Below are 21099 nucleotides of genomic sequence, written 5' to 3'. Positions count from 1 at the left end.
ATGGCGGCGGAAAAGGGCAGTGCGTTCCTGCTGAAGGTCGGCGATGGCGCGACCCCGGTGACGTACCGGACGGTGGCCGGGCTGCGCACGACGCAGCTGAGCGTCAACGGCGAGGCGGTGGCGGTGACCAGCAAGGATTCGGGCGGGTGGCGCGACCTGCTGTCGGGCGCGGGGGTGCGGTCAGTGAGTGTCGCCGCGGCGGGGGTGTTCACCGGATCGGCCGCGGAGCAGCGCGTCAGGGCCAGCGCGCTGGCGGGGACGCTCGACGATTATCGGCTGACGTTCGAGAGCGGCGAGACGATGACCGGGCGGTTCCTCGTCACGCGGCTCGACTATGCCGGGGATTACAATGGCGAGCGCAGCTACACGCTCGCGCTGGAAAGCTCCGGCGCGGTGGTGAGCGCATGAGCCCGGTTCCCAATCACGTTCGGGGCGAGGCCGCCGTGCGGGTGGCGGGGGAAATGCTGGTACTGCGCCCGACCTTTGCGGCGCTGGTGGCGGCGGAGCAGGAACTGGGGCCGCTGTTCGCACTGGTCGAGCGGGCGGCGGAGGGGTTGCTGCGGCTTGAGGAGCTGGTCGGGCTGTTCTGGCATTGCCGGCATGAGGCACCCTCGGGCTTGACGCGCGAGGCGCTGGGCGAGGCGGTGGTGGCGGCTGGCGTGCGTGCAGCGACCCCGGCGCTGAAGGTGTTGCTGACGCAGATCCTGGCGGGGCGATGACGACCTTCGCCGAAGCGGCGCGGCGGCTGGCCGGGTTGGCGGGAGCGGTGTTCGGGTGGCGGCCGGACGATTTCTGGCGCGCTACCCCCGAAGAATTGGCGGCGCTGGTGCGCGCGTGCGCGCCCGATGCGGCGACGCCCCCCGATGCCGCGACGATCGCGGCGATGCAGGAGGCTTTTCCCGATGGATGACGAGATCGAGCGGCTGGTGATCGGGGTGCGCGCCGACACCGGCGGGTTCGCGCGCGACGTGGCGGCGATGCGCGCGACGCTGGAGGGCGGACTTGGCACAGGGGCGGAGCGCGCCGGGCGGGCGGTGGAAACCGCGCTGGCGCGCGCGGTGCGCACCGGCAAACTGGGGTTCGACGATCTGAAGTCCGTCGCGCTGCACGCACTGGGAGAGATCGCAGCGGCGGCGCTGAGGGACGGTGTTTCGAGCGTCCTGGGCGGCGGCGGCGGGCTGACGCGGGTGCTGGGTGGGCTGCTGGGCTTGCCGGGACGCGCGACCGGCGGGCCGGTGAGTCCGGGGCGTGCCTATCTGGTCGGCGAACGCGGGCCGGAGGTGTTCGTGCCCACCACCAGCGGGCAGGTGGCGGTGCCGGCGGGTGGCGGTGCGCGTGACGTGCGGATTGCGATCACGATCAACGCCGGTGGCGCGGGAGCGCCGGAGGCGATGGCGCGATCGAGCCGGCAGGTGGCGCGCGCGGTGCGAGCGGCGCTGATGGAGGCGGAGTGATGGCCTTCTGGCTGACCGACACGCGCGCCGGGCAGACGACGGGTCTGATGACGCGCTTCGATCCGGTTTACTGGACGGTCGACTTCCCGCGGCCGATGATGGCGGCGGTGACGACGCTCGCCGCCGACGCTTTGCGTGTCGATGCGGTGTTCTACAACCGCAACGATCTGGCCGGGCTGATCTGGGAAAGCGCGGACCGGCACGACCATCCGCTGCTGCGCTACGATATGGTGCGCGACTATCGCGCATGCCGGCTTTCGTTCCGTTGGCGGTCGGCGGGGGTGCTGGCACTGGATGCGGTCAACGGCCCGGTGCTGACGATCGAGGGGCGCGATGCCGGCGGACGGGCGCGGTCGTGGTATGTGCGACTGTGGAATTATGCGCGCGGCACCCCGGAGGATGCGCGGGTCACGATCGACTTTGCGACGCTCGACGGCGGGTTCGTGCTGCCGGGCGAGCGCGATCCAGTGTGGGCGGGTGATATCGACCGGATGTTCGTGTCGCTGGTTGCGCCCGGCTATGATGCGGCGGGCGGGGCATTGGCGCAGCCTGTCGAGGCGTGGGTCGAGTTGAGTGACATCGCGTGCGACGGTGCGGGCGCGATGGTCACGATCGGCGACGTGGTGCTGCCCGAGCACGATCTGCGGATAGCAAGCGGCTATGACGACAGCTATCACCTGACGCCCGAGCGATTGCTGCGCAACATGCTGCAGCTCGGCTATCGTGGCGCGATCGTCCATTACGTCGGGATGAGCCACTATTTTCGCCTGAAGGGCGGGATGGTGGAAGGTGCGCTGAACGTGGCGTGCGCGGCGTGGCACCGCGACTTCGCGGCGCGGGCGAAGCGGCTGGGCTATGAGCTGATCTGGTCGCTGTCCTACGAATTGTTTGATGCGCATTGCCCGGCGGCGTGGAAGCAACGGGCAGCCGACGGATCGCCGGCGCTGACGGGGTGGGTGCCGCCCTCGACGTTGCTGTCGCCGAGCAACGCGGCGGCGATGGCGTATCTGCGGGGCATCGCGCTGGCGTTCGTCGCGATCGGTGCGGCGGCGGGGCTCACGCCACGCTTCCAGGTCGGCGAGCCGTGGTGGTGGGTGCTGCCCGATGGGCGGCCGTGCCTGTACGACGACAGTGCAACGGCGGCGTTCGCGCCGGTGGCGGTCGCGAGCGTGCGCGGCGCCTTGAGCGAGGCACAGCGCGCGACGCTGGATCGCGCAGGGGCGGCATTGGCGGCGTCGACGGCGGCGCTGGTCGCGGCGGTGAAGACGGCGGCGCCAGGGTGCGTCACGTACCTGCTCGCGTACCTGCCGACGGTGCTCGACATCGCAGCGCCCGAGGTGCGGCGGATGAACCTGCCGACCGGCTGGGTCGCGCCCGCCTTCGATGTCCTCCAGCTGGAGGATTACGACTGGGTGACCGGCGGTGACACTGCCGCGAGCGTGCGCGGCGCGGCGGAGGCGACGCGGCGGCTCGGATATCGGCCCGCGCAGCAGGAGTATCTCGCCGGGTTCGTGCTGCACGGCGCGGATCGCGGGCAATGGCGCGCCATCGTGACTGCGGCGGGCGCGGCGCAGGCGCGCGGGGTGGCGGGCGTCTATCTGTGGGCACTGCCGCAGGTGCTGCGCGACGGGCTGGTCTATTGGCAGGAGGAGGATGCGGTGGACGCGTTCGATGACGTGATGTTCCCGCTCGCGCTGGGGCGTGAGGTGGAAGTGACCCCGACCTTCTCGACGGGCGTGACGACCAGCGCGGGCGGGCGCGAGACGCGGCGCGCCGGCTGGGCGGAGGCGCGCACCCGCTATGACGTCGGACCGGGGGTGCGCAGCGAGGCGGACGTCGCGGCGCTGCTGGCATTCTTTCGCGCGCGGATGGGCGCGGCGCGCGGCTTCCGGTTGCGCGACCCGTTCGACTGGCGCGCGACCGACGAGACGATCGGGACCGGCGATGGCGCCACGCGACACTTCGCGCTGGTGCGGCGCTATGGCGCCGCGACACGGCGGATCACGCGGCCGGTGGCGGGGAGCGTGCGCGTGACGGTCGCCGGGGTGGCGACCAGCGCCTTCACGCTGTCTGCGGGCGGCATCGTGACGCTGGACACCGCACCGGCTGCGGGCGCGGCGGTGGCGGCGTCGTTCGACTTCGACGTGCCGGTGCGCTTCGCCGAAGATCAGCTGAGCGTCACGCGCGCGACCTATCTGGCCGGCGCTGCGCCGTCCGTGCCGCTGATCGAGGTGCGGGAGGCATGAGCGACCAGTTGGTGACGCAGGCGCTGTGCTGGCGGGTCGAGCGGCGCGACGGCGTGCTGCTCGCGCTAACCGACCACGATCGCGACCTGACGGTGGACGGCGTGACCCATCGCGCTGCGCCGGGCATGCTGCCGTCGGCGATCGCGCGCGGGGAAGGATTGGACGCCGATACGATGGCGGTGAGCGGCGCGCTGGGCGTCGGCGCGTTCCGGCGCGACGATCTGCTGGCGGGGCGCTGGGACGGCGCGCGGGTGGTGATCGTCGCGGTCGACTGGAGCGATCCGGCGGCGCCGGCGGTGCCGCTGGGCGAGGGGCGGATCGGTGAAGTCGAACTGACCGAGCAGGGCTTTACCGCCGAGCTGCGCGGCGTTCAGGCGCAGCTGGAGCGGCCGGTCAGCGAGGTGACGTCCCCCGCCTGCCGCGCGACGCTGGGCGATGCGCGCTGCCGCGTGGCGATGGCGGGGCGGCGGCGGTTCGCGCGGATCGTGGCCGATGCGGACGCGGCGGTGACGCTCGATGCGGTCGAGCCCGTCGACAATGCCTATGGCGAGGGCGTGCTGCGCTGGTTCGGCGGCGCGAACGCCGGGCTGACGAGCGCGATCGAGCGGTCGGCGGGGGCGGTGCTGACGCTCCGCGCCGCCCCGGTGTTCGCGGCGACGCCCGGCGTGCTGGTCGAGGTGGTGGAGGGATGTGACCGGCGGCTGGCGACGTGCGCGGCGCGGTTCGGCAATGTCGCGAATTTCCGTGGCGAGCCACATCTGCCGGGGGTCGACCTGCTGACCCGTTATCCGGGCGGATGAGCGCGGGCGAGCGGGTGCTTGCCGCCGCGCAAGAACTGGTGGGCGTGCGGTTTCGGCTGCAGGGGCGCGATCCGGCGCTGGGGCTCGATTGCGTCGGGGTCGTGGCGGAGGCGCTGCGGCGCGCGGGAGCGGCGGCCGCGATCCCGCGGAACTATGCGGTGGCGCGTGGGCGGTTGCCCGTCGGCGCGGTGCCGGCGGATTTCGTGGTCTGCGACGGCGGCGTGGTGGGGGACGTGCTGTTGTGCCGGGTGGCGGCGACGCAGCTGCACCTGGCGGTGCGCGCATACGACGGGATCATCCATGCCGATGCACTCGCGCGGCGGGTGGTCGCGCGACCGGGAGCGGTGCCGTGGCCGCTGGAGAGCGCATGGCGCTGGATGCCAGAGGGAGGGTAGAATGGCGACATTGGTGCTGACCGCGGTCGGCAGCGCGCTTGGCGGTCCGGTCGGCGGGGCGATCGGCGGTGTGTTGGGCAACGCGATCGATCGCAGCGTGCTGGCGCCGTCACCACGGCGTGCGGGAGCGCGGCTGAGCGACCTGAAGGTGCAGACATCGTCATACGGCACGCCGCTCCCGCGGATCTTCGGGACGATGCGGGTCGCGGGATGCGTGATCTGGTCGACCGATCTGATCGAGACGCGCAGCGTCGCGCGCGGCGGCAAGGGACGCCCGGGCGTCGAGGGATTTCGCTACGCCGCCTCGTTCGCGGTGGCGCTTTCGGCCCGACGGATCGACGGGATCGGACGCATCTGGGCGGAGGGCCAGTTGCTGCGCGGTGCGGCAGGCGACTGGAAAGTGCCGGTGACGATGCGGCTGTATCGTGGTGACGAGGCGCAGGCCCCCGACCCGCTGATCGCCGCGCTGGAGGCCCATGCTCCCGCGTATCGCGGCCTTGCCTATGCGGTGTTCGAGAACCTGCCGCTGGAGACGTTCGGCAATCGCATCCCGTCGCTGAACTTCGAGGTGGTCGGCGACGCCAGCGCTCCGTCGATTGGTGCGATGGCGGCGGCGCTTGGCGAGGGAGTGGTCACAGGCGCGGGGCCGGGCGTGACGCTGCCCGGCTATGCGACCGGTGCGGAGAGCGTGGCAGGCGCGCTGGACCTGCTGGCGACGATCGCAGGGGGCTGGTGGGTGCCGGCGGGCGAGGCGTTGCGGCTGGCGGATGCGTCGGGTGCGCCGCTGTCGATCGCGGCGGACGCGGGGCTGGTGGAGCGGCGGCAACCGATCGAGACGGTGCCGCAGCGGGTGCGCATCACCTGTTACGATCCCGCGCGCGACTATCAGATCGGTGTGCAGCAGGCGGCGCGGCCAGGTGGCGGCTGGCGCGAGGAGGCGCGGGAAGTGTCCGCCGCGCTCGACGCAGCGCAGGCGCGCGGGCTGGCGCAGGCGGTGCTGAAGCGTGCCGAGCGCGCGCGCGTGACCCGGCGTGTGACGCTCGATACCACCACGATCGGGATCGCGCCGGGTGATGCGGTGCGCTGCGCGGGCGAGACGGCAGTGTGGCGGGTGTCGCGTGTCGAGGTGAGCGGCCAGGCCGTTTCGCTGTCGCTGGTAACGACCGAGAGCGGTACGGCCGCGCTGCCTGCCGACGCGGGACGGGTGGTCGGCGCGCCCGACCGTCCGATCGCGAAGTCGGTGCTGGTCGCCGCCGAATTGCCGCCGCTCGACGACGCGCGGGGCGAGACGCTGCGCGTGGCGGTGCTGGCGAACGGCACGGACCCGGGATGGCGCGGCGCGGCCTTGCTGGCGAGCGACGACGCCGGCGCGACATGGGCCGAGGCCGGCGGTACGGCTGCTCCGGCGGTGGTCGGGCAGTTGGCGAACTCGGCGGCGGCGGGTTCCGCCTCGCTGCTCGACCGCCGCGTGACGCTGGAGGTCGAGCTGGCGCATGACGCGCTGACGCTGATGTCGATCGACGATGCGGCGTTGGACCGCGGCGGCAACCTTGCGCTGCTGGGCGATGAGCTGATCCAGTTTCGCGATGCCGAGCAACTTTCACCGCGTCGTTGGCGACTGTCGACCCTGCTGCGGGGGCGGCGGGGGAGCGCGGCGCAGGCGCACGCTGCAGGCGCGGACTTTGCGCTGCTCGAACCCGCATGCGTCGCGACGGTCGCGGTGGCGCACGCGCAGCCCGGCGACACGATACGGTTGCTGGCAAGCGGGGCCGGCGATCCGGAGCCGGTGGGGGTAACGGTCGCGCTGAGTGGCCGGTCGCTCGCGCCCCCGGCACCGGTGAGGGTGCGCGCCGCGAGGCGGAACGATGGGCTCCACCTGCGCTGGGTGCGGCGGAGCCGGTTCGGCTGGCGATGGCGCGATGACGGTGAGGTGCCGCTCGGCGAGGAGCAGGAACGTTATCGCGTGACGATCGGGGAGGGCCCAACGGCGCGGGTGATCGAGAGCGACACGCCCTCGCTGACCGTACCGGCCGCGATGGTGCCGGCGGACGCAATGCAGGTGGCGGTGCGGCAATTGGGTACGTTCGGCGCCTCGGCCGCAACCATCAGCTTGATCACGGGAGAATGATGATGACCGATGAGGATAGTGCGCGGCTGGGGCTGCCGTTGCTGGCGGCGGGACAGGCGCAGAAGGAGCTGTGGCATAACGAGGCGCTGACGCTGCTCGACCTCGCGGTGCAGGCGACCGTCGAGGAGATCAACCGCAACGCGCCGCCCGCTGCACCACAGCCGGGGCAATGCTGGATCGTGGGTGGTACACCCACCGGTGCATGGAGCGGGCAGGCGGGGGCGATCGCAGGCTGGACGGTGGGAGGCTGGCGCTTCGTGGCGCCACGTGCAGGCTTGCGCGTCCGCCATCTTCCGAGCGGACAGACCGCGGTCTGCGACGGAAGTGGCTGGCGGATCGGGGAAGTTCGGGCTTCCAGCGTGCTGGTCGACGGGGTGCAGGTGGTGGGTGCGCGCGCGGCGGCGATCACCGTGCCAACCGCGGGTGCGACAATTGATGCGGAACTTCGCGGCTGCGTCGACGCAATCTTGATTATGCTGCGAAAACATGGGCTTATTGCGAGTTAGCAGTGAGCGACGCGGCGTTTTTGGTGTGGCAAATGCATCACAGTCGGTGCTATTTGTCGTCTTGTTACGAAACCATCCTTTCGATAGTGAGTTTGCGCTGTCCGTAGTGACACCATGGAAAGGGGATTATGATGCGTAAGCTTGCCATGATCATGGCGCTTGCCTCCACCGCCCTCGCCACGCCCGCGCTCGCGCGCGACAAGGCGTGGTATGTAGGCGTTGAAGGCGGTGCGATGATCGTCGAGGACATCGACTGGAGCGTTACCGGCGCTACCAACACCACCGGCCGTAGCGGCACCGCCACTGTCGATCACGACTATGGCTGGGACGTCGACGGCGTCGTCGGTTACGATTTCGGCGCGTTCCGCCTCGAAACCGAAGCCGGCTATCGTCGTGCGAGCATCGACAGCCTTCGCACCACTGCCGGCGTTCCGGTTGGTGGCAATGCGCTTGCCAACCCGGGCACCTATGATGGCGTCGGCGGCCGTACTTCGGCGCTGAGCTTCATGGTCAACGGCCTGCTCGACTTCGGTGAAGACGACGGCCTGCAGGGCTTCGTTGGCGGCGGTGCGGGTGTTGCCCGCGTCCAGGCGCGCGCGTCCTCGCCGAACAACTTCCGCTTCCTCGACGATTCGGACACCGTCTTCGCCTGGCAGGCGCTGGCCGGCATCCGTGCGCCGCTGAGCGAGAACGTCGACGTTTCGCTGAAGTATCGCTTCTTCAACGCCGACAACGTCAAGCTCGCGGACGCCTATGGCAGCGCGTACGACGGTCGTTTCCGTTCGCACAGCCTGCTGGGTGGCGTGACGTACAACTTCGGTGCGCCGGAAGAAGCGGCTCCGCCGCCGCCGCCGCCGCCGCCGCCGCCGCCGCCGCCCCCGCCGCCGCCGCCTCCGCCGCCGGAAGTGGTCTGCTCGCCGGGTCCGTTCATCGTGTTCTTCGAATGGAACAAGTCGGACGTCACCCCGGAAGCAGCGTCGATCCTCGACAATGCGGTCACCCAGTACCAGAGCTGCAACAACGCGCAGGTCATGCTGGCTGGTTACACCGACACCTCGGGTTCGGCGAAGTACAACGTGGGCCTTTCGCAGCGTCGTGCAGACGGCGTGAAGGCGTACCTCGCGTCGAAGGGTATCCCGGACGGCGTGATGACGACCGAAGCGTTCGGCGAGACCAAGCTGCGCGTCGAGACCGCCGATGGCGTCCGCGAAGTGCAGAACCGTCGCGTCGAGATCACCTACGGCCCGGGTTCGGGTCAGTAAGGTCGATCACTTCGGTGACCGAAAGAGGGAGGTCGGCGCAAGCCGGCCTCCTTTTTTCGTTGCGGGAGGTTTGGGCGAGGCGTTGGCGCGCCAGCGTTTTTTCTAAAGGCTGGGGTAAGCGCCCGTCATTGCGAGCGTAGCGAAGCAATCCGGAGCCGGTTCAGGACGCCCTGGATCGCTCGTGCCGCTCGTAACGAAGGCGTGCAGACTCTAGCTATTCGCGCTGCCGGCTTCGGCACCGATAACCTCTGCCAACCAGTCAGGGATGCGCGCATCACCCAGCGCGTCGGTACGACGAAGCGTGACCATCAGGCCGAGGTCGGGATAGGTGGAACGCTTGCGCGGATCGGCGTTGTCGATGGGCGCGACGACCAGGCGGCGACGAACCTTGTCGCGATGGTGCATCCGGGCGGTATTCTCCTGACCGACGTAGCAGCCCTTGGTGAAGCTGACGCCGCCAAGCTCGCGCGCGTTCGCCTCCAGCCACAGCGTCTCGCCCGCGCCGAGATCGGCCACGCCCTCCGCTATCCCCAGCGACAGGCGATGCGCGTGCCAGCCGCTCGCCGCTGGGGCGGCGGGTGCCAGCCAGCGCGTGCCGAGCGCCGGCAGGCGCGGATCGGGAGCCTGACCTGCGACGTCGCGGGTCCAGTGCACCGCCAGCCCCTCCTCCGGCGTGATCGTGATCGCGCGGCGCAGACGGTACATTGCCAATCGACGCGCGATCGCGTCGCGCTGGTCACGCTCGACATCGAGCAGGATGTCGGCGCCATCGGCCCAGACGATCATGTCGAACAGCGCCTTGCCCTGTGGCGTGAGCAGCCCCGCCCAGACGGGAAGCGCTCCCGCGACATCGTTGGTCAGCAGGCCCTGCAGAAAGCCGCGTACATCCTCGCCGGACAGCCGCAACAGCGCGCGGTCGGCCAGCATCGTCGCCGGGGTGGTATCGTTCATGGCACCAAGGTAGGGAGGGCGTCGACCCCGCGAAAGAGCCGGAAAGGGCTAACGATGGCGACCTACGATCTCCTGCTGACCGGTGGCACGGTGCATACCCCGGGTGGTCCCGTGGCCGCCGATGTCGGTGTGCGCGATGGGCGGATCGTCGCGATCGGCGCGCGCGGCGATGCCGGGCGGACGATCGACTGTACCGGGCTCGACATCCTGCCGGGTGTCATCGACACGCAGGTGCATTTCCGCGAGCCGGGGCTGGTCCATAAGGAAGATCTCGCCACGGGCAGCGAGGCGGCGGTGATGGGCGGCGTGGTGGCGGTATTTGAAATGCCGAACACCAAGCCCAACACCGACTCCGCCGAAGCAATCGAGGACAAGCTGACCCGCGCCAAGGGGCGGATGTGGTGCGACCACGCCTTCTACGTCGGCGCGACCAACCATAATGCCCGCGACCTTGCCGAGCTGGAGCGGCTGCCGGGCACCGCGGGGGTGAAGATCTTCATGGGCGCGTCGACCGGCGACCTGCTGGTCAGCGAGGATGCGCGGCTCGCCGAGGTGCTGGCGAGCGGGCACCGCCGCGTCGCGATCCATGCGGAGGACGAGGACCGGATGAACGCGCGCGCTGGCGAGCGCGTCGAGGGTGATCCGTCGTCGCACCCGGTATGGCGTGACGACGAGAGCGCGCTGCTCGCGACGACGCGCATCCTGCGGCTGGCGCGGGCGGCGCGACGGCGGATCCACGTCCTGCACGTCACCACACCCGCCGAGCTGGAGTTGCTGGGCCAGAACAAGGATATCGCCACGTGCGAGGTGACGCCGCAGCATCTGACGCTGGCTGGCGAAGAAGCCTATCCCCGGATCGGGACGCTGGCGCAGATGAACCCGCCGATCCGCTCGGGCGCGCACCGCGACGGGTTGTGGTACTGGCTCAACCAGGGCGTGCCGGACGTGATCGGTTCCGACCACGCGCCGCACACGCTGGAGGAAAAGGCCAAGCCCTATCCAGCGAGCCCGAGCGGGATGCCGGGCGTGCAGACGCTGCTGCCGCTGCTGCTGGATCATGCCGCGCACGGCCGGCTGACGCTCCAGCGCGTGATCGAGCTGACCAGCGCTGGTGCGCAGCGGATCTTCGGGCTGACCGGCAAGGGGCGGATCGTGGCTGGCTATGACGCCGACTTCACGATTGTCGACCTGAAGAAGCGCTGGACGATCGAGCAGCGCTGGCTGCGTTCGCGCGCGGGCTGGTCACCGTTTACTGGCATGGAACTGACCGGCAAGCCGATCGGCACGATCGTGCGCGGGCAGGTGGCGATGTGGGAGGATCAGCTCGGCGACGTGCCGCAGGGGGCGCCGATCCGCTTCGAGACGACCGGCTTTCCCGGCGGGCGCTGACGCCGCCGGTCAGGCGCGGGTCAGAAGGGCAGCCACTTCGAGGTTTCGGTGAACTTCATATAGCCGACGTTCACCCCCGCGCGCCAACCCACGCCGAGCCGGACCGGGATCAGCACGACATTCCCCTTGCGCAGATAGGTGGCGGCGAACCCCCCGACGAAATACAGCCGTCCCTCCGCGCCGGGGAAGCGCGTGAACAGTTCGTGCGAGTCGTAGAGGTTGTACACCAGCACGAACACCTTGTTGGCGTCGCCGCCAACATCGAAGCCGACCGACGGCCCGGTCCAATAGACCGGCCGCTGCCCCTCGACCTTGTGGGTCATGATCCCGGAGCCATAGCGGACGCCAAGAATGAACGCGCCCGACGCCTCTCGCCCGGCGATATAGGCGTTGGGCTCGCCCTGATCCTTCAGAATGTTCTCGATGATCTGCGCAAACCCCTCCGCGCCCTTGCCGAACACGCCCTCGCCAGCGGCGATCAGGTCGTCGCGCTTGTAGGTCGAGGCGGCGGTAGTGGTGGCGTCAGCGCGCGTCTCCGACCCGGTGGGGGGCGGCACCGCCTGCGGAAGCGGCGTGGGCGCCGGCTCCTGCGGCGGCGTGGCGGGAAGCGGGCGGCCAGAAGCAGGCGCCGTGGGCGTACGGACGCTGCGCGGCGGCGAGGGCGTGGTCACGTCGCCGTCGATCGCGGCATTGGGATCGATGGTGCGCACCTGCGCCGCTGCGCCGAGCGGCGCGCCGATAAGCGCGGCAACTAGCATCGCCGCCGTGATGCTGCGCTGTGCACTCCGCTTCATACCTGCCCCCTCGATCATCGCATCGGTATAGTCTGTGCGGTGCTGTCGCGGCAATGAACGGCACGACGACCGGAGTCGCAGACGCGATGTGCGGAAATCTTCCGCACCCGGTTGATCGCGGCGATCCGCCTCGCTATAGCCGCGCCCTACGCCGGCCCGGAGACGTGGGTGAGTGGCTGAAACCAACGCTTTGCTAAAGCGTCGTACGGGAAACCGTACCGAGGGTTCGAATCCCTCCGTCTCCGCCATATCGCCAGCCAACACACCGCTTTGTGGCGTTTCATGACAGGATGTAGTCCTCATCCTGTGCGTCTCGCTGGAAAACGACCCTACAAAAAGCTGTACGGATCGACGTCCACCGCAACGCGCACCTTTGCGGCCCACTCCAAGGCGCCGAGCCAGTCCCGAATCACATCCTGCACATCGAGTGCGCGGCGTGCATGGACGAGCAGCCGGAAGCGGTGTCGCCCGCGCAGCATCGCCAGCGGGGCGGGGGCGGGGCCGTAGACCTCCATCCCGGCGACGCGCGGTGCGGCGCGGCCGATCGCGCGCGCGGTGTCGTGCGCCGCGCCCTGATCCTCGCTCGACACGATGATGGCGGCATAGCGACCGAATGGCGGGGCGCCGGCCTCCTCGCGCGCCTCGGTCTCCGCCGCGTAGAAAGCGTCGGCGTCGCCAGTAATCAATGCCTGCATCACCTGCGCCTTGGGGCTGTGCGTCTGGATATAGACATGGCCGGGCTTCGCGCCTCGTCCGGCACGTCCCGACACCTGCCGGATTTGCTGGAAAGTCCGCTCGGCCGCGCGCAAGTCGCCGCCATCGAGCCCGAGGTCGGCGTCAATCACTCCGACCAGCGTGAGATTGGGAAAGTGATAGCCCTTGGTCACCAATTGCGTGCCGACGACGATGTCGATGTCGCCCGCCTCCATCCGCGCGACGAACTCGGCAGCCTTGGCGGGGCTCCAGATCGTGTCGGAGGTGACGACCGCAGTGCGCGCCGCCGGGAACAGCGCTGCGACCTCGTCGGCGATCCGCTCGACGCCGGGGCCGCACGCGACCAGCGTATCCTCGTTCTGGCACTCCGGGCAGAGTCGGGGCACCGGCTCGATATGCCCGCAATGATGGCAGGCGAGCCGCCGCGTCAGGCGATGCTCGACCATCCATGCGGTACAGTTTGGGCATTGGAAGCGGTGCCCGCAGGTTCGGCACAGGGTCAGTGGCGCATAGCCGCGACGGTTGAGGAACAGCAAAGACTGCTCGCGGCGTTCGAGCGCTTGCTCCATTGCCTTGACCAGTCGCGGGCTGATCCAGCGCCCGCGCTCGGGCGGTTCGGCGATCAGGTCGATCGCCTCGATCGTCGGCATCTGCGCGACCCCGAAGCGCCCTGGCAGCTTCACTTCGGCATATTTTCCGAGCGTGACCTGATGCCGCGTCTCGATCGCCGGGGTCGCGCTTGCGAGGATCACCGGGCACGCCTCGAACAGCCCGCGCATCACCGCGACGTCGCGCGCGTGATAATGGACGCCGTCCTCCTGCTTGAAGCTGGTTTCGTGCGCCTCGTCGACGACGATCAGCCCGAGGTTCGCGTAAGGGAGGAACAGCGCCGAGCGCGCACCGACCGTCACCCGCGCCTCGCCGCTGGCGATCGCGCGCCACGCGCGACGGCGTTGCGTTGCGCGCAGCCCGCTGTGCCACGCCACCGGCTCGCAGCCGAAGCGATCGTGGAAGCGCTTGAGGAACGGCTCGGTCAGCGCGATTTCGGGGAGCAGCACCAGCACCTGCCTGCCTGACCGTATGGCGGCCGCGACCGCCTCGAAATAGACTTCGGTCTTGCCCGATCCGGTCACGCCGTCGAGCAGCGTGGGGCGGAAGGAGGCGGCGGTCACGCCCTCCACCAGCGTGGAGGCGGCGGCGCGCTGGTCGTCGGACAGCGTCGGCGGGGCGTGGTCGGGGTCGGGGACCGGATAGGGGCTGTCGATATCGACGGGCACGCCCTCGAGCGCGCCGACCTTGACCAGCCCGCGGATCACCGCGTCGCTGACATCGGCGATGGTCGCCAGCTCGCGGATCAGCCCCTGCCGGTCGCCGATCCGCTCGAGCGCCTGTTCGCGCTGCGCCGTCATCCGTTCGGGAACCTGGCCGGTGACGCGATATTCGACGACGCTGCGCCCGCCCTCCAGCGCGGCGGTCGAGGACAAGGCCATCCGCACCACCGCGGCGGGCGGTGCGAGATAATAATCGGCGGTCCATTCGATCAGCCGCCGCAGCGGCGCGCGCAGCGGCGGCACGTCGGCGACCGCGAGCAGGTTGCGGAGACGGTTGTCGCCGACCTCGGCGTCGGAGGGCATCCGCTCCGCCTCCCAGGCGACGCCAAGCAATTGTCGCGGGCCGAGCGGCGCGACCACCACCGACCCCGGCTCGACCGTCATGCCGTGCGGCACCCGGTAATCGAGCGGGCCGAGAGCGGAGTTCAGGACGATGACGCGCGCGCGGGAGGACATTGCCGCCCATATGGGGCCGCGGCGAGTCGGAGGGAAGCGGCCGGATACAAGGTCGGTCGGGCCGCCCTAGCCGACGGGTTCCATGTCCCGGGTTCCGACGCGTCCGCGCTTGGCGGCGTAGAGGATCGAGTCGGCGCGGCGGGCAAAATCGCGCAAGGACTGACAATCCTCGTCAAACGATGCAATCCCGACCGAGCCTGCGCTCGTCATCGTTACGCCACTCACCTCGACGGGCACGCGCAGCACGTCCTCGAGACGGTCGCGCAGCCCGGCGATGTCGCGGGTCAGCGCAGGGTGTTCGACGATCACCGCAAATTCGTCCCCGCCGATCCGCGCGGCAACGCTCTGCATCAGCCACGGCTCGGACAGCGCCTTACCGGTCAGCCGCAACACGTCGTCGCCGGCCCCATGGCCAAGCGTGTCGTTTATCGCCTTGAAGCCGTCGAGATCGATCAGCGCGAGGTGCAGCGGCGTGTCGTTGTGACGCGCCCGCTCCATGGCGGCCTGCAATTCGCGGTCGAACGCCGCACGATTGGCGATGCCGGTCAGCGAATCCGTATCCGCGGATCGGCGCAGTTGCTGTTCGAGCGCATATCGCTGCGTCACGTCCTGAAACACCCCGACCAGCGCCACCATGCGCCCGTCGACAATCTCCGGGTCGGCCATGGCGCGTACGCGTCGCAGCCGGCCGTCGGCGGTGATGAAATCCGTTTCGATCGAGAAGGGCTGGCCTTTCGTAATGGCGTTGTCCAGCGACTGCTGCACATAAGTGCGGCTATGTTCGGGATAGAAACGCATCGCATCGTGCAGCTGTGGTTTCTGACCGACCGGCAGCCCGTGGATGCGATAGACGTTGTCCGACCAGTCGAGTGAACCTTCGGCGATCGAAAGCCGCCACGACCCGATCTCCGCGATCTGTTCGGCCTGACGGAAGATCTGGTCCTGTCGCCCAAGCCGCGTGACCAGTTCCTCGCCGGTGGTGGCGATGTGGATCGCCTTCAGCGCGGTGCGTCGCGCTTCCAGCAGCGCTTCGGCCAGCGTGGCGAGATGCGCCAGGGCCGCCAACTCGCGCGGATCGGCCGTCCGCGGCGCGGTGTCGACGACGCACAGCGTGCCGACCGCACGGCGGATACCGTCGGGGTCGGCAACCCGCAGCGGCGCGCCGGCGTAGAAACGCACGCCCACGTCGGTGACGAGCGGGCTGTCACGAAATCGCTCGTCGCTCAGCGTGTCGTCGATGACGGTCAGTTGATCGTCGATCACGGTACGGTCGCAAAAGGCGGTGCCGCGCGCGAAGGTCATCGCGCCGAGCGTTGTGCGCGCCTTGACGAACAACTGGTCATTATCAACCAAATTAAGCAGCGCGGTGGAGCAGCCGAGCAACTCCGCCGCCAGCGCGACCAGCGCATCGAACTCGCGTTCGGGCGCGGTGCCGAGCAACGCGAGCGCCTGCAGGGCGGCGGCGCGCGCCGTTTCGGCATGGCGATCGTAACGGACGGTGGCGGGCAACATGGCGAACATCTAGCAATGATACTGTTAATTTTGATTTGCCATTCTCCTTCACGTGCGGGAGATGCGACGGGGTGAGCGATTTGTCGGGTCCGTTACCGCTACCGACGCAATGGTCGGTGCATCTGGCACGCGATCGCCGCCGCTCGGAGCACACCGTGCGGGCCTATCGCGCAACGGCGGAACGATTGCTGGCGTTTTTGGGTGAGCATTGGGGCGAGGCGATCGACCGTATCTCGCTGTCTCGTGTCACCGCTGGCGACCTGCGCGCTTATCTGGCATACCGACGGGCCAAAGGGCTGTCGAATGCCTCCGCTGCGCGCGAGCTGTCCGCAGTGCGTGGATTTCTTGATTGGGCGGGCGGTATCGGCGCGGCACCGCGAATGAAAGGGCCACGCGTCAAGAAAGGAGTGCCGCGCCCGATCTCTCCCGATGAGGCGGTGGCGCTGGCCATCGACGTCATGGAGGAGAGCGACGAGCCGTGGGTGGCGGCGCGCGACTGGGCGGTGCTGCTGCTGCTTTATGGTGCTGGACTGCGGATCGGCGAGGCGCTCGCGCTGACCGGCGCGGCGCTGCCACTTGGCGAGACGCTGCGCGTGACCGGCAAGCGTGATCGAACGCGCATCGTGCCGCTGTTGCCGCCGGTGCGCGCGGCGATCGAGGATTATGCGGCGCGGGTGCCGTGGCCGATGGCGCGCGACGCACCGCTGTTTCGCGGGGTGCGCGGCGGGGCGCTGGATGGAGGAATCGTGCGGACGCGGGTGCGCGCGGCGCGCGCACGGCTGGGGCTATCGGAACGGACGACGCCGCACGCCTTGCGGCACAGTTTCGCGACGCACCTGCTGGGGCGCGGCGCGGACCTGCGGGCGTTGCAGGAACTGTTGGGTCACGCGAGCCTCAGTTCTACACAGGTCTATACCGGGGTGGATGCAGCGCATCTGCTCGACGTGTACCGCGCGGCGCATCCGCGGGGGTGAGTCAGCTCCGCGGCTTCCACGTCGCGACCCGCCACCCGTACCAGCCGAGCGCCAAGACCGTCATGGCGATCCCGAACGGGCCGACATAGCGGTCGAGTTCGGCGAAGCGGCTGCCGAGATAGAAGCCCGCACCCGCCAGCACGCCGTTCCAGATGATGCTGCCCGCGAAGGTCATCACCAGAAAGCGCGGCACCGGCATTGCCGCCATGCCTGCGGGCAACGAGATCAACGTGCGGAACGTCGGCATGAAGCGAAAAACGAAGATCACCCAACCGCCATGATCGTGGAGGAAGCCGCGGACGCGTTCGACGTCCGTCCAATCCATGGTCAGCCAACGGCCATGTCGCTCGACGAACGGGCGAAAGCGCGCGTAGCCGAGCCGCCGCCCGATCGCATACCAGAAGACGTTGCCCGCGGTCGTCCCGGCGGTGCCCCACAGCAGCAAGGGTACGATGTCCATCTGCCCGCGCGCGACCGCGATCCCGCCGAGCCCCATGATGACCTCGGACGGGATCGGCGGGACGACATTTTCGAGCGCCATCAGCAGGAAGATGCCGAGATAGCCGCCCGCGACGATCCAGTGGATGATGAAGTCGGTCACGCCGCGGCCAACGGCCCGGTCAGCGTGCGCGTTCCTTCAGCCGGCGGTCGACCGCGTCCCAGATCAGCCCGGCGACGTCGGTGCCGTCGAACTTCTCGATCGCGACGATTCCGGTCGGCGAGGTGACGTTGATCTCGGTGAGCCATTCGCCGCCGATCACGTCGATCCCGACGAAGATCAGCCCGCGCTTCTTCAGCTCCGGCCCGAGCGCGTCGCAGATCTCGCGCTCGCGCGGGGTCAGCTCAGTCTTCTGCGCCGAGCCGCCGACCGCGAGGTTCGAGCGGATCTCGCCTTCGCCGGGCAGACGGTTGATCGCGCCCGCGACCTCGCCGTCGACCAGCACGATGCGCTTGTCGCCCCTCGCCACCGCGGGGAGGAACGCCTGCACCATATGCGGCTCGCGCCACGTCTGGTTGAACACCTCGATCAGCGCGGACAGGTTCTCGCCCGCCGAGCGGACGTGGAAGATCGCCTTGCCGCCATTGCCATGCAGCGGCTTCACGACGATCTCGCCATGTTTCGCGAGGAAGGCGCGTGCCTCGTCAAGCGAGCGCGTGACCAGCGTCGGCGGCATGAAGCGCGCGTAATCGAGCACGAACACCTTCTCGGGCGCATTGCGGACGCTGACCGGATCGTTGACGATCAGCGTGCGGTCGGCGATCCGCTCCAGCAGATGCGTCGCGGTGATATAGCCGAGATCAAAGGGCGGGTCCTGCCGCATCAGCACGACATCCGCCTGCTCGCCGAGATCGAGCGCCACGGGCTCGCCGAACGCGAAGTGGTCCCCCGCGCGCCGCTGCACCGTCACCGGGTGCGCCTTCGCCCAGACGCGCCCCTCGCGATAGTTGAGCGCATCGGCGGTATAGTGGAACAGGCGATGCCCGCGGGCCTGCGCCGAGAGCATCAGCGCGAAGGTGCTGTCGCCCGCGATGTTGATCTGATCGAGCGGGTCCATCTGGACGGCGACGGTGAGCGGCTGGGTCATGGGCGCGGATGTAAGGCGCGGGGCGGCAGCTGTCAGTAGCCGATCCACGCATTCTCGATATGGCGCGGGCGCGTGCCCGGGGCGAGCAGGATCACGTCGACGCGAATGTCCTCCCCGGCATCGGCGTAGCGCGGCATCAGCAGCTCCGCAGCGGCGGCGACGCGCGCAAGGCGACGCTGATCAATCGCGTGGTCGAGTTCCGCAGGCGTACGGCGCGCCTTGACCTCGACGAAGGCAACCAAAGCGCCGCGTTTGGCGACAAGGTCGACCTCACCGGCGGGCGTGCGGACGCGACGGTCGAGGATCTGCCAGCCCTTCAGTCGCAGCCACCACGCCGCCAGTCGCTCGCCGCGCCGGCCGGCTTTCTCCGCGACACGGCGGCTGGCGGAGGAGCGGGGTCGGGGCGGGCGCATCGCGACGGAGGATGGCGGCGGGATCTTGCCGAGGCAAGCCGTGACCATCGCCAAATACCCGCCTTCAACATGTCGGGACACGTCGCCGATGATTCTCGAATTGTCATCCCATGGCCGCACGGATAAGGACTTCCCCTGCTTTTCCGGGGGGACAAGTCGGTGAATTTACCTGATTCCGTGCGCGCATGACGGCGTCGGTTCTTGAGGCGCCCGAGCATGTCGCCAGCACGGGCGTTTCGGCGCCGGCGCTTGTCCACCCGGTCAAATATCGCGGCGATATCGATGGGCTTCGCGCCCTCGCCGTCACGACGGTCATCCTCTACCATCTGTTTCCGTGGCGTCTGCCGGCCGGTGGGGTGGGCGTCGACATCTTCTTCGTCATTTCCGGCTATCTTGTCGGAGGGATGGTGATCGCCAGTCTGGCGACCGGCTCTTTCTCGTTCAGCGATTTCTACCTTCGCCGCATCCGGCGCATCCTGCCGGCCTTTCTGGTCATGATCCTGTGCACCACTGCGGTCGCGGCGATGCCGCTGTACCCGTGGGAACTGACGAGCCTCGCCAAAAGTGCGCTGGCGGCGTTGCTGTGCGCCTCGAACATCTTCTTCTATTTCACGTCCGACTATTTTGCGGCGGAAAGCAATACGCTGCCCCTGCTGCATAGCTGGTCGCTGGGCGTGGAAGAGCAATATTATATCGCCTTCCCCTTCGTCATCATGGCGGCGATGAAGATGCGGCGGGGCTGGATCAACCAGGCGCTGGCCGTGACGATCCTCGTCTCGCTGCTGTACAGCGCCGCTCAGGTGAAGACCAATCCGGTTGGGGCGTTCTATCTGCTTCCAAGCCGCTGGTGGGAACTGGCGCTGGGCGCGCTGGCGGCGCAAGCGCCGAGGCACTGGTTCGCCGCGCCAACGGTCAGGTTCGTCGTCGGGGTGATCGGGCTCGTGTTGATGGCAGGATCGCTCCTGCTCGTCCGGCCGGATCAGGGCTTCCCCGGCCCGGTCCTTTTGCCGGCCTGCACAGGCGCTGCGCTGTTTCTCGTCAGCGGCAGCGCGGGGCTTTCGCTTGCGCACAGGCTCATGGCGCTGGCACCGGCGCGCTACACCGGGCTGGCGTCCTACTCGCTATATCTTTGGCACTGGCCGATCATCGTTCTCTACAAGCAGTTCTTTTTCATCGAGCGGCTTGGCCTGCGGGAGGCGATCCCGATCCTTGCCCTGACGCTCGTCCTCGGCTTCGGATCGTGGCATTTCGTGGAGCGGCCATTCCGATCCCGCATGCCGCCGCGCCAGTTGCTGATGCGAACCGGCGCGCTGTTCGCGCTTGTCGCCTTGTTGCAAGGCACCTTCCTGCTCGGGCGCGGCTTTCCGCAGCGCTTCCCCGCGAAGGCACTTGCGCTCGCCAGCATGACGGAGGCGCCCGATCGCTTCCCGATGCCGTCCCGTCACTGCTTCCTGGCCGTTCCGGACACGCTGGCCCAATATGATCCGCGTTGCCTGGGCAGTGTCACGGGCAAGCCGGACTGGCTTCTGGTCGGCGACAGCCATGCCGCGATGCTGTGGAGCGGTCTTGCCACCAATCTGCCGCAGATCCATTTCCAGACGGCCGTCGTGTTCGGCTGCGAAATCTACCTGAACCCACAGCCCGACGGGCGGATTTGCAACGATCTGATGCACAAGGCACTGGTCGACCATATCGATCAGAAACCGCCGGCGGCGCTGGTTCTCACCTGGCGCTGGCCGCAGGTCGATGAAGCCGGTCTACAGGCGTTGTTCGACCGTCTGCGGCGCAAGAACGTCCAGCTCATCGTAATCGGTCCGACGCCGGAATATGGCATGGCCGTGCCACGCCTGATGGCCGAAAGCCTGCGTCGGCAAGAGCCGGATCTCCTGTACAAAAACCTCACGCCGCGCATCTGGGGCAGCGACGATCAGCTTCGTCGTGTGAGCAAGAGGATCGGGTTCACCTATCTGTCGCCGCTCACCACCATGTGTCGTACCGATCGCCAGTGCGATGTCACGGATGAGCGCGGAAACATGCTCTACTTCGACAACAATCACTATGGTCGGCTGGGCTCGGCTTTCGCGATCAGGAAGCTGATCGAAGCGGATCGGGCGAACGGATCGCCGCTGGCCCGCGCGGTGCAGTCGTCGGGCGCCAGCTGGGTCGCGCCAGGGCCGTGAACTGGCCC

Annotated in this window: 20 protein-coding genes and 1 tRNA gene; 14 read left to right on the top strand and 7 right to left on the bottom strand. The window is 68.9% G+C overall.

The window, feature by feature from the left end; all coding sequences use genetic code 11:
• The 10 genes from ACI2JO_RS16205 (at position 1) to ACI2JO_RS16160 (ending at position 8791) form a co-directional block, all read left to right on the top strand.
• Entirely contained in the window at positions 1-408 is a 408-nt protein-coding gene (locus ACI2JO_RS16205) for a phage tail tube protein (protein ID WP_404721650.1), read from the top strand.
• Positions 405-719 carry a gene transfer agent family protein gene (locus ACI2JO_RS16200; protein ID WP_404721649.1) on the top strand — a complete coding sequence of 105 codons (315 nt, stop codon included), beginning with the start codon at positions 405-407 and terminating at the stop codon, positions 717-719. Before ACI2JO_RS16205 ends, ACI2JO_RS16200 begins: the two co-directional genes overlap by 4 nt.
• The gene (locus ACI2JO_RS16195; protein WP_404721648.1) at positions 716-910 is read left to right on the top strand and encodes a phage tail assembly chaperone; all 195 of its coding nucleotides are present in this window, start codon (positions 716-718) and stop codon (positions 908-910) included. Before ACI2JO_RS16200 ends, ACI2JO_RS16195 begins: the two co-directional genes overlap by 4 nt.
• Positions 903-1454 (top strand): tail tape measure protein, encoded by a 552-nt coding sequence (locus tag ACI2JO_RS16190; protein ID WP_404721647.1) that lies wholly within the window; start codon positions 903-905, stop codon positions 1452-1454. Before ACI2JO_RS16195 ends, ACI2JO_RS16190 begins: the two co-directional genes overlap by 8 nt.
• Entirely contained in the window at positions 1454-3700 is a 2247-nt protein-coding gene (locus ACI2JO_RS16185; RefSeq protein WP_404721646.1) for a DUF2460 domain-containing protein, read from the top strand. The genes ACI2JO_RS16190 and ACI2JO_RS16185 overlap by 1 nt, the downstream gene beginning before the upstream one ends.
• Complete coding sequence (locus ACI2JO_RS16180; RefSeq protein ID WP_404721645.1) at positions 3697-4500, top strand: DUF2163 domain-containing protein; 804 nt, start codon at positions 3697-3699, stop codon at positions 4498-4500. The genes ACI2JO_RS16185 and ACI2JO_RS16180 overlap by 4 nt, the downstream gene beginning before the upstream one ends.
• On the top strand, positions 4497-4895 hold the full coding sequence (locus ACI2JO_RS16175) for a peptidoglycan endopeptidase (RefSeq protein WP_404721644.1): 399 nt from the start codon (positions 4497-4499) through the stop codon (positions 4893-4895). Before ACI2JO_RS16180 ends, ACI2JO_RS16175 begins: the two co-directional genes overlap by 4 nt.
• Before the next feature lies 1 nt (position 4896).
• Positions 4897-7023: a phage tail protein gene (locus tag ACI2JO_RS16170; RefSeq protein ID WP_404721643.1), complete on the top strand. Its 2127-nt coding sequence runs from the start codon at positions 4897-4899 to the stop codon at positions 7021-7023.
• Between the two features lie 2 nt (positions 7024-7025).
• Complete coding sequence (locus ACI2JO_RS16165; protein WP_404721642.1) at positions 7026-7529, top strand: DUF2793 domain-containing protein; 504 nt, start codon at positions 7026-7028, stop codon at positions 7527-7529.
• Between the two features lie 131 nt (positions 7530-7660).
• Positions 7661-8791, top strand: coding sequence for an OmpA family protein (locus tag ACI2JO_RS16160; RefSeq protein ID WP_404721641.1), 1131 nt, complete (start codon positions 7661-7663; stop codon positions 8789-8791).
• 210 nt (positions 8792-9001) lie between these two features.
• Here ACI2JO_RS16160 and ACI2JO_RS16155 read toward each other — a convergent pair whose 3' ends face one another.
• On the bottom strand, positions 9002-9742 hold the full coding sequence (locus tag ACI2JO_RS16155) for a YgfZ/GcvT domain-containing protein (protein WP_404721640.1): 741 nt from the start codon (positions 9740-9742) through the stop codon (positions 9002-9004).
• A 54-nt stretch (positions 9743-9796) separates the two neighbouring features.
• Here ACI2JO_RS16155 and ACI2JO_RS16150 point away from each other — a divergent pair, with 54 nt between their 5' ends.
• Positions 9797-11131 carry a dihydroorotase gene (locus tag ACI2JO_RS16150; protein ID WP_404721639.1) on the top strand — a complete coding sequence of 445 codons (1335 nt, stop codon included), beginning with the start codon at positions 9797-9799 and terminating at the stop codon, positions 11129-11131.
• Positions 11132-11151: 20 nt separating this feature from the next.
• Here ACI2JO_RS16150 and ACI2JO_RS16145 read toward each other — a convergent pair whose 3' ends face one another.
• Complete coding sequence (locus ACI2JO_RS16145; RefSeq protein WP_404721638.1) at positions 11152-11925, bottom strand: EipA family protein; 774 nt, start codon at positions 11923-11925, stop codon at positions 11152-11154.
• 158 nt (positions 11926-12083) lie between these two features.
• Between ACI2JO_RS16145 and ACI2JO_RS16140 the strand changes: the two genes are divergently transcribed.
• Positions 12084-12173: transfer RNA gene (locus tag ACI2JO_RS16140), tRNA-Ser, on the top strand.
• Between the two features lie 81 nt (positions 12174-12254).
• On the opposite strand, the gene ACI2JO_RS16135 is transcribed toward ACI2JO_RS16140, so the two are convergent.
• Together ACI2JO_RS16135 and ACI2JO_RS16130 are read right to left on the bottom strand one after the other, a co-directional pair.
• Positions 12255-14426: a primosomal protein N' gene (locus ACI2JO_RS16135; RefSeq protein WP_404721637.1), complete on the bottom strand. Its 2172-nt coding sequence runs from the start codon at positions 14424-14426 to the stop codon at positions 12255-12257.
• Positions 14427-14492: 66 nt separating this feature from the next.
• Positions 14493-15947, bottom strand: a complete 1455-nt coding sequence (locus ACI2JO_RS16130; RefSeq protein WP_404721636.1) for a diguanylate cyclase domain-containing protein — start codon at positions 15945-15947, stop codon at positions 14493-14495.
• Between the two features lie 62 nt (positions 15948-16009).
• Between ACI2JO_RS16130 and ACI2JO_RS16125 the strand changes: the two genes are divergently transcribed.
• Positions 16010-16912 (top strand): tyrosine recombinase XerC, encoded by a 903-nt coding sequence (locus tag ACI2JO_RS16125; protein WP_404721635.1) that lies wholly within the window; start codon positions 16010-16012, stop codon positions 16910-16912.
• 1 nt (position 16913) lies between these two features.
• Here the strand turns inward: ACI2JO_RS16125 and ACI2JO_RS16120 are convergent, their stop codons facing one another.
• From ACI2JO_RS16120 to ACI2JO_RS16110, 3 genes are read right to left on the bottom strand one after another with little or no spacing between them, the layout of a single operon-like run.
• A complete protein-coding gene (locus tag ACI2JO_RS16120; RefSeq protein ID WP_404721634.1) occupies positions 16914-17513 on the bottom strand; it encodes a DedA family protein in 600 nt (199 codons plus the stop codon).
• Between the two features lie 19 nt (positions 17514-17532).
• Positions 17533-18498 carry a glutathione synthase gene (gshB, locus tag ACI2JO_RS16115; RefSeq protein ID WP_404721633.1) on the bottom strand — a complete coding sequence of 322 codons (966 nt, stop codon included), beginning with the start codon at positions 18496-18498 and terminating at the stop codon, positions 17533-17535.
• A gap of 32 nt (positions 18499-18530) precedes the next feature.
• Complete coding sequence (locus ACI2JO_RS16110) at positions 18531-18911, bottom strand: YraN family protein (protein WP_404721728.1); 381 nt, start codon at positions 18909-18911, stop codon at positions 18531-18533.
• 185 nt (positions 18912-19096) lie between these two features.
• Here ACI2JO_RS16110 and ACI2JO_RS16105 point away from each other — a divergent pair, with 185 nt between their 5' ends.
• Positions 19097-21091, top strand: coding sequence for an acyltransferase family protein (locus tag ACI2JO_RS16105; RefSeq protein WP_404721632.1), 1995 nt, complete (start codon positions 19097-19099; stop codon positions 21089-21091).
• Positions 21092-21099: the final 8 nt, after the last annotated feature.

It is taken from the genome of Sphingomonas sp. NPDC079357 (assembly GCF_044901155.1).
Classification (GTDB): domain Bacteria; phylum Pseudomonadota; class Alphaproteobacteria; order Sphingomonadales; family Sphingomonadaceae; genus Sphingomonas.
The sequence above is the reverse complement of the archived record's forward strand: the minus strand, read 5'-3'. Positions and strand labels throughout refer to the sequence as shown.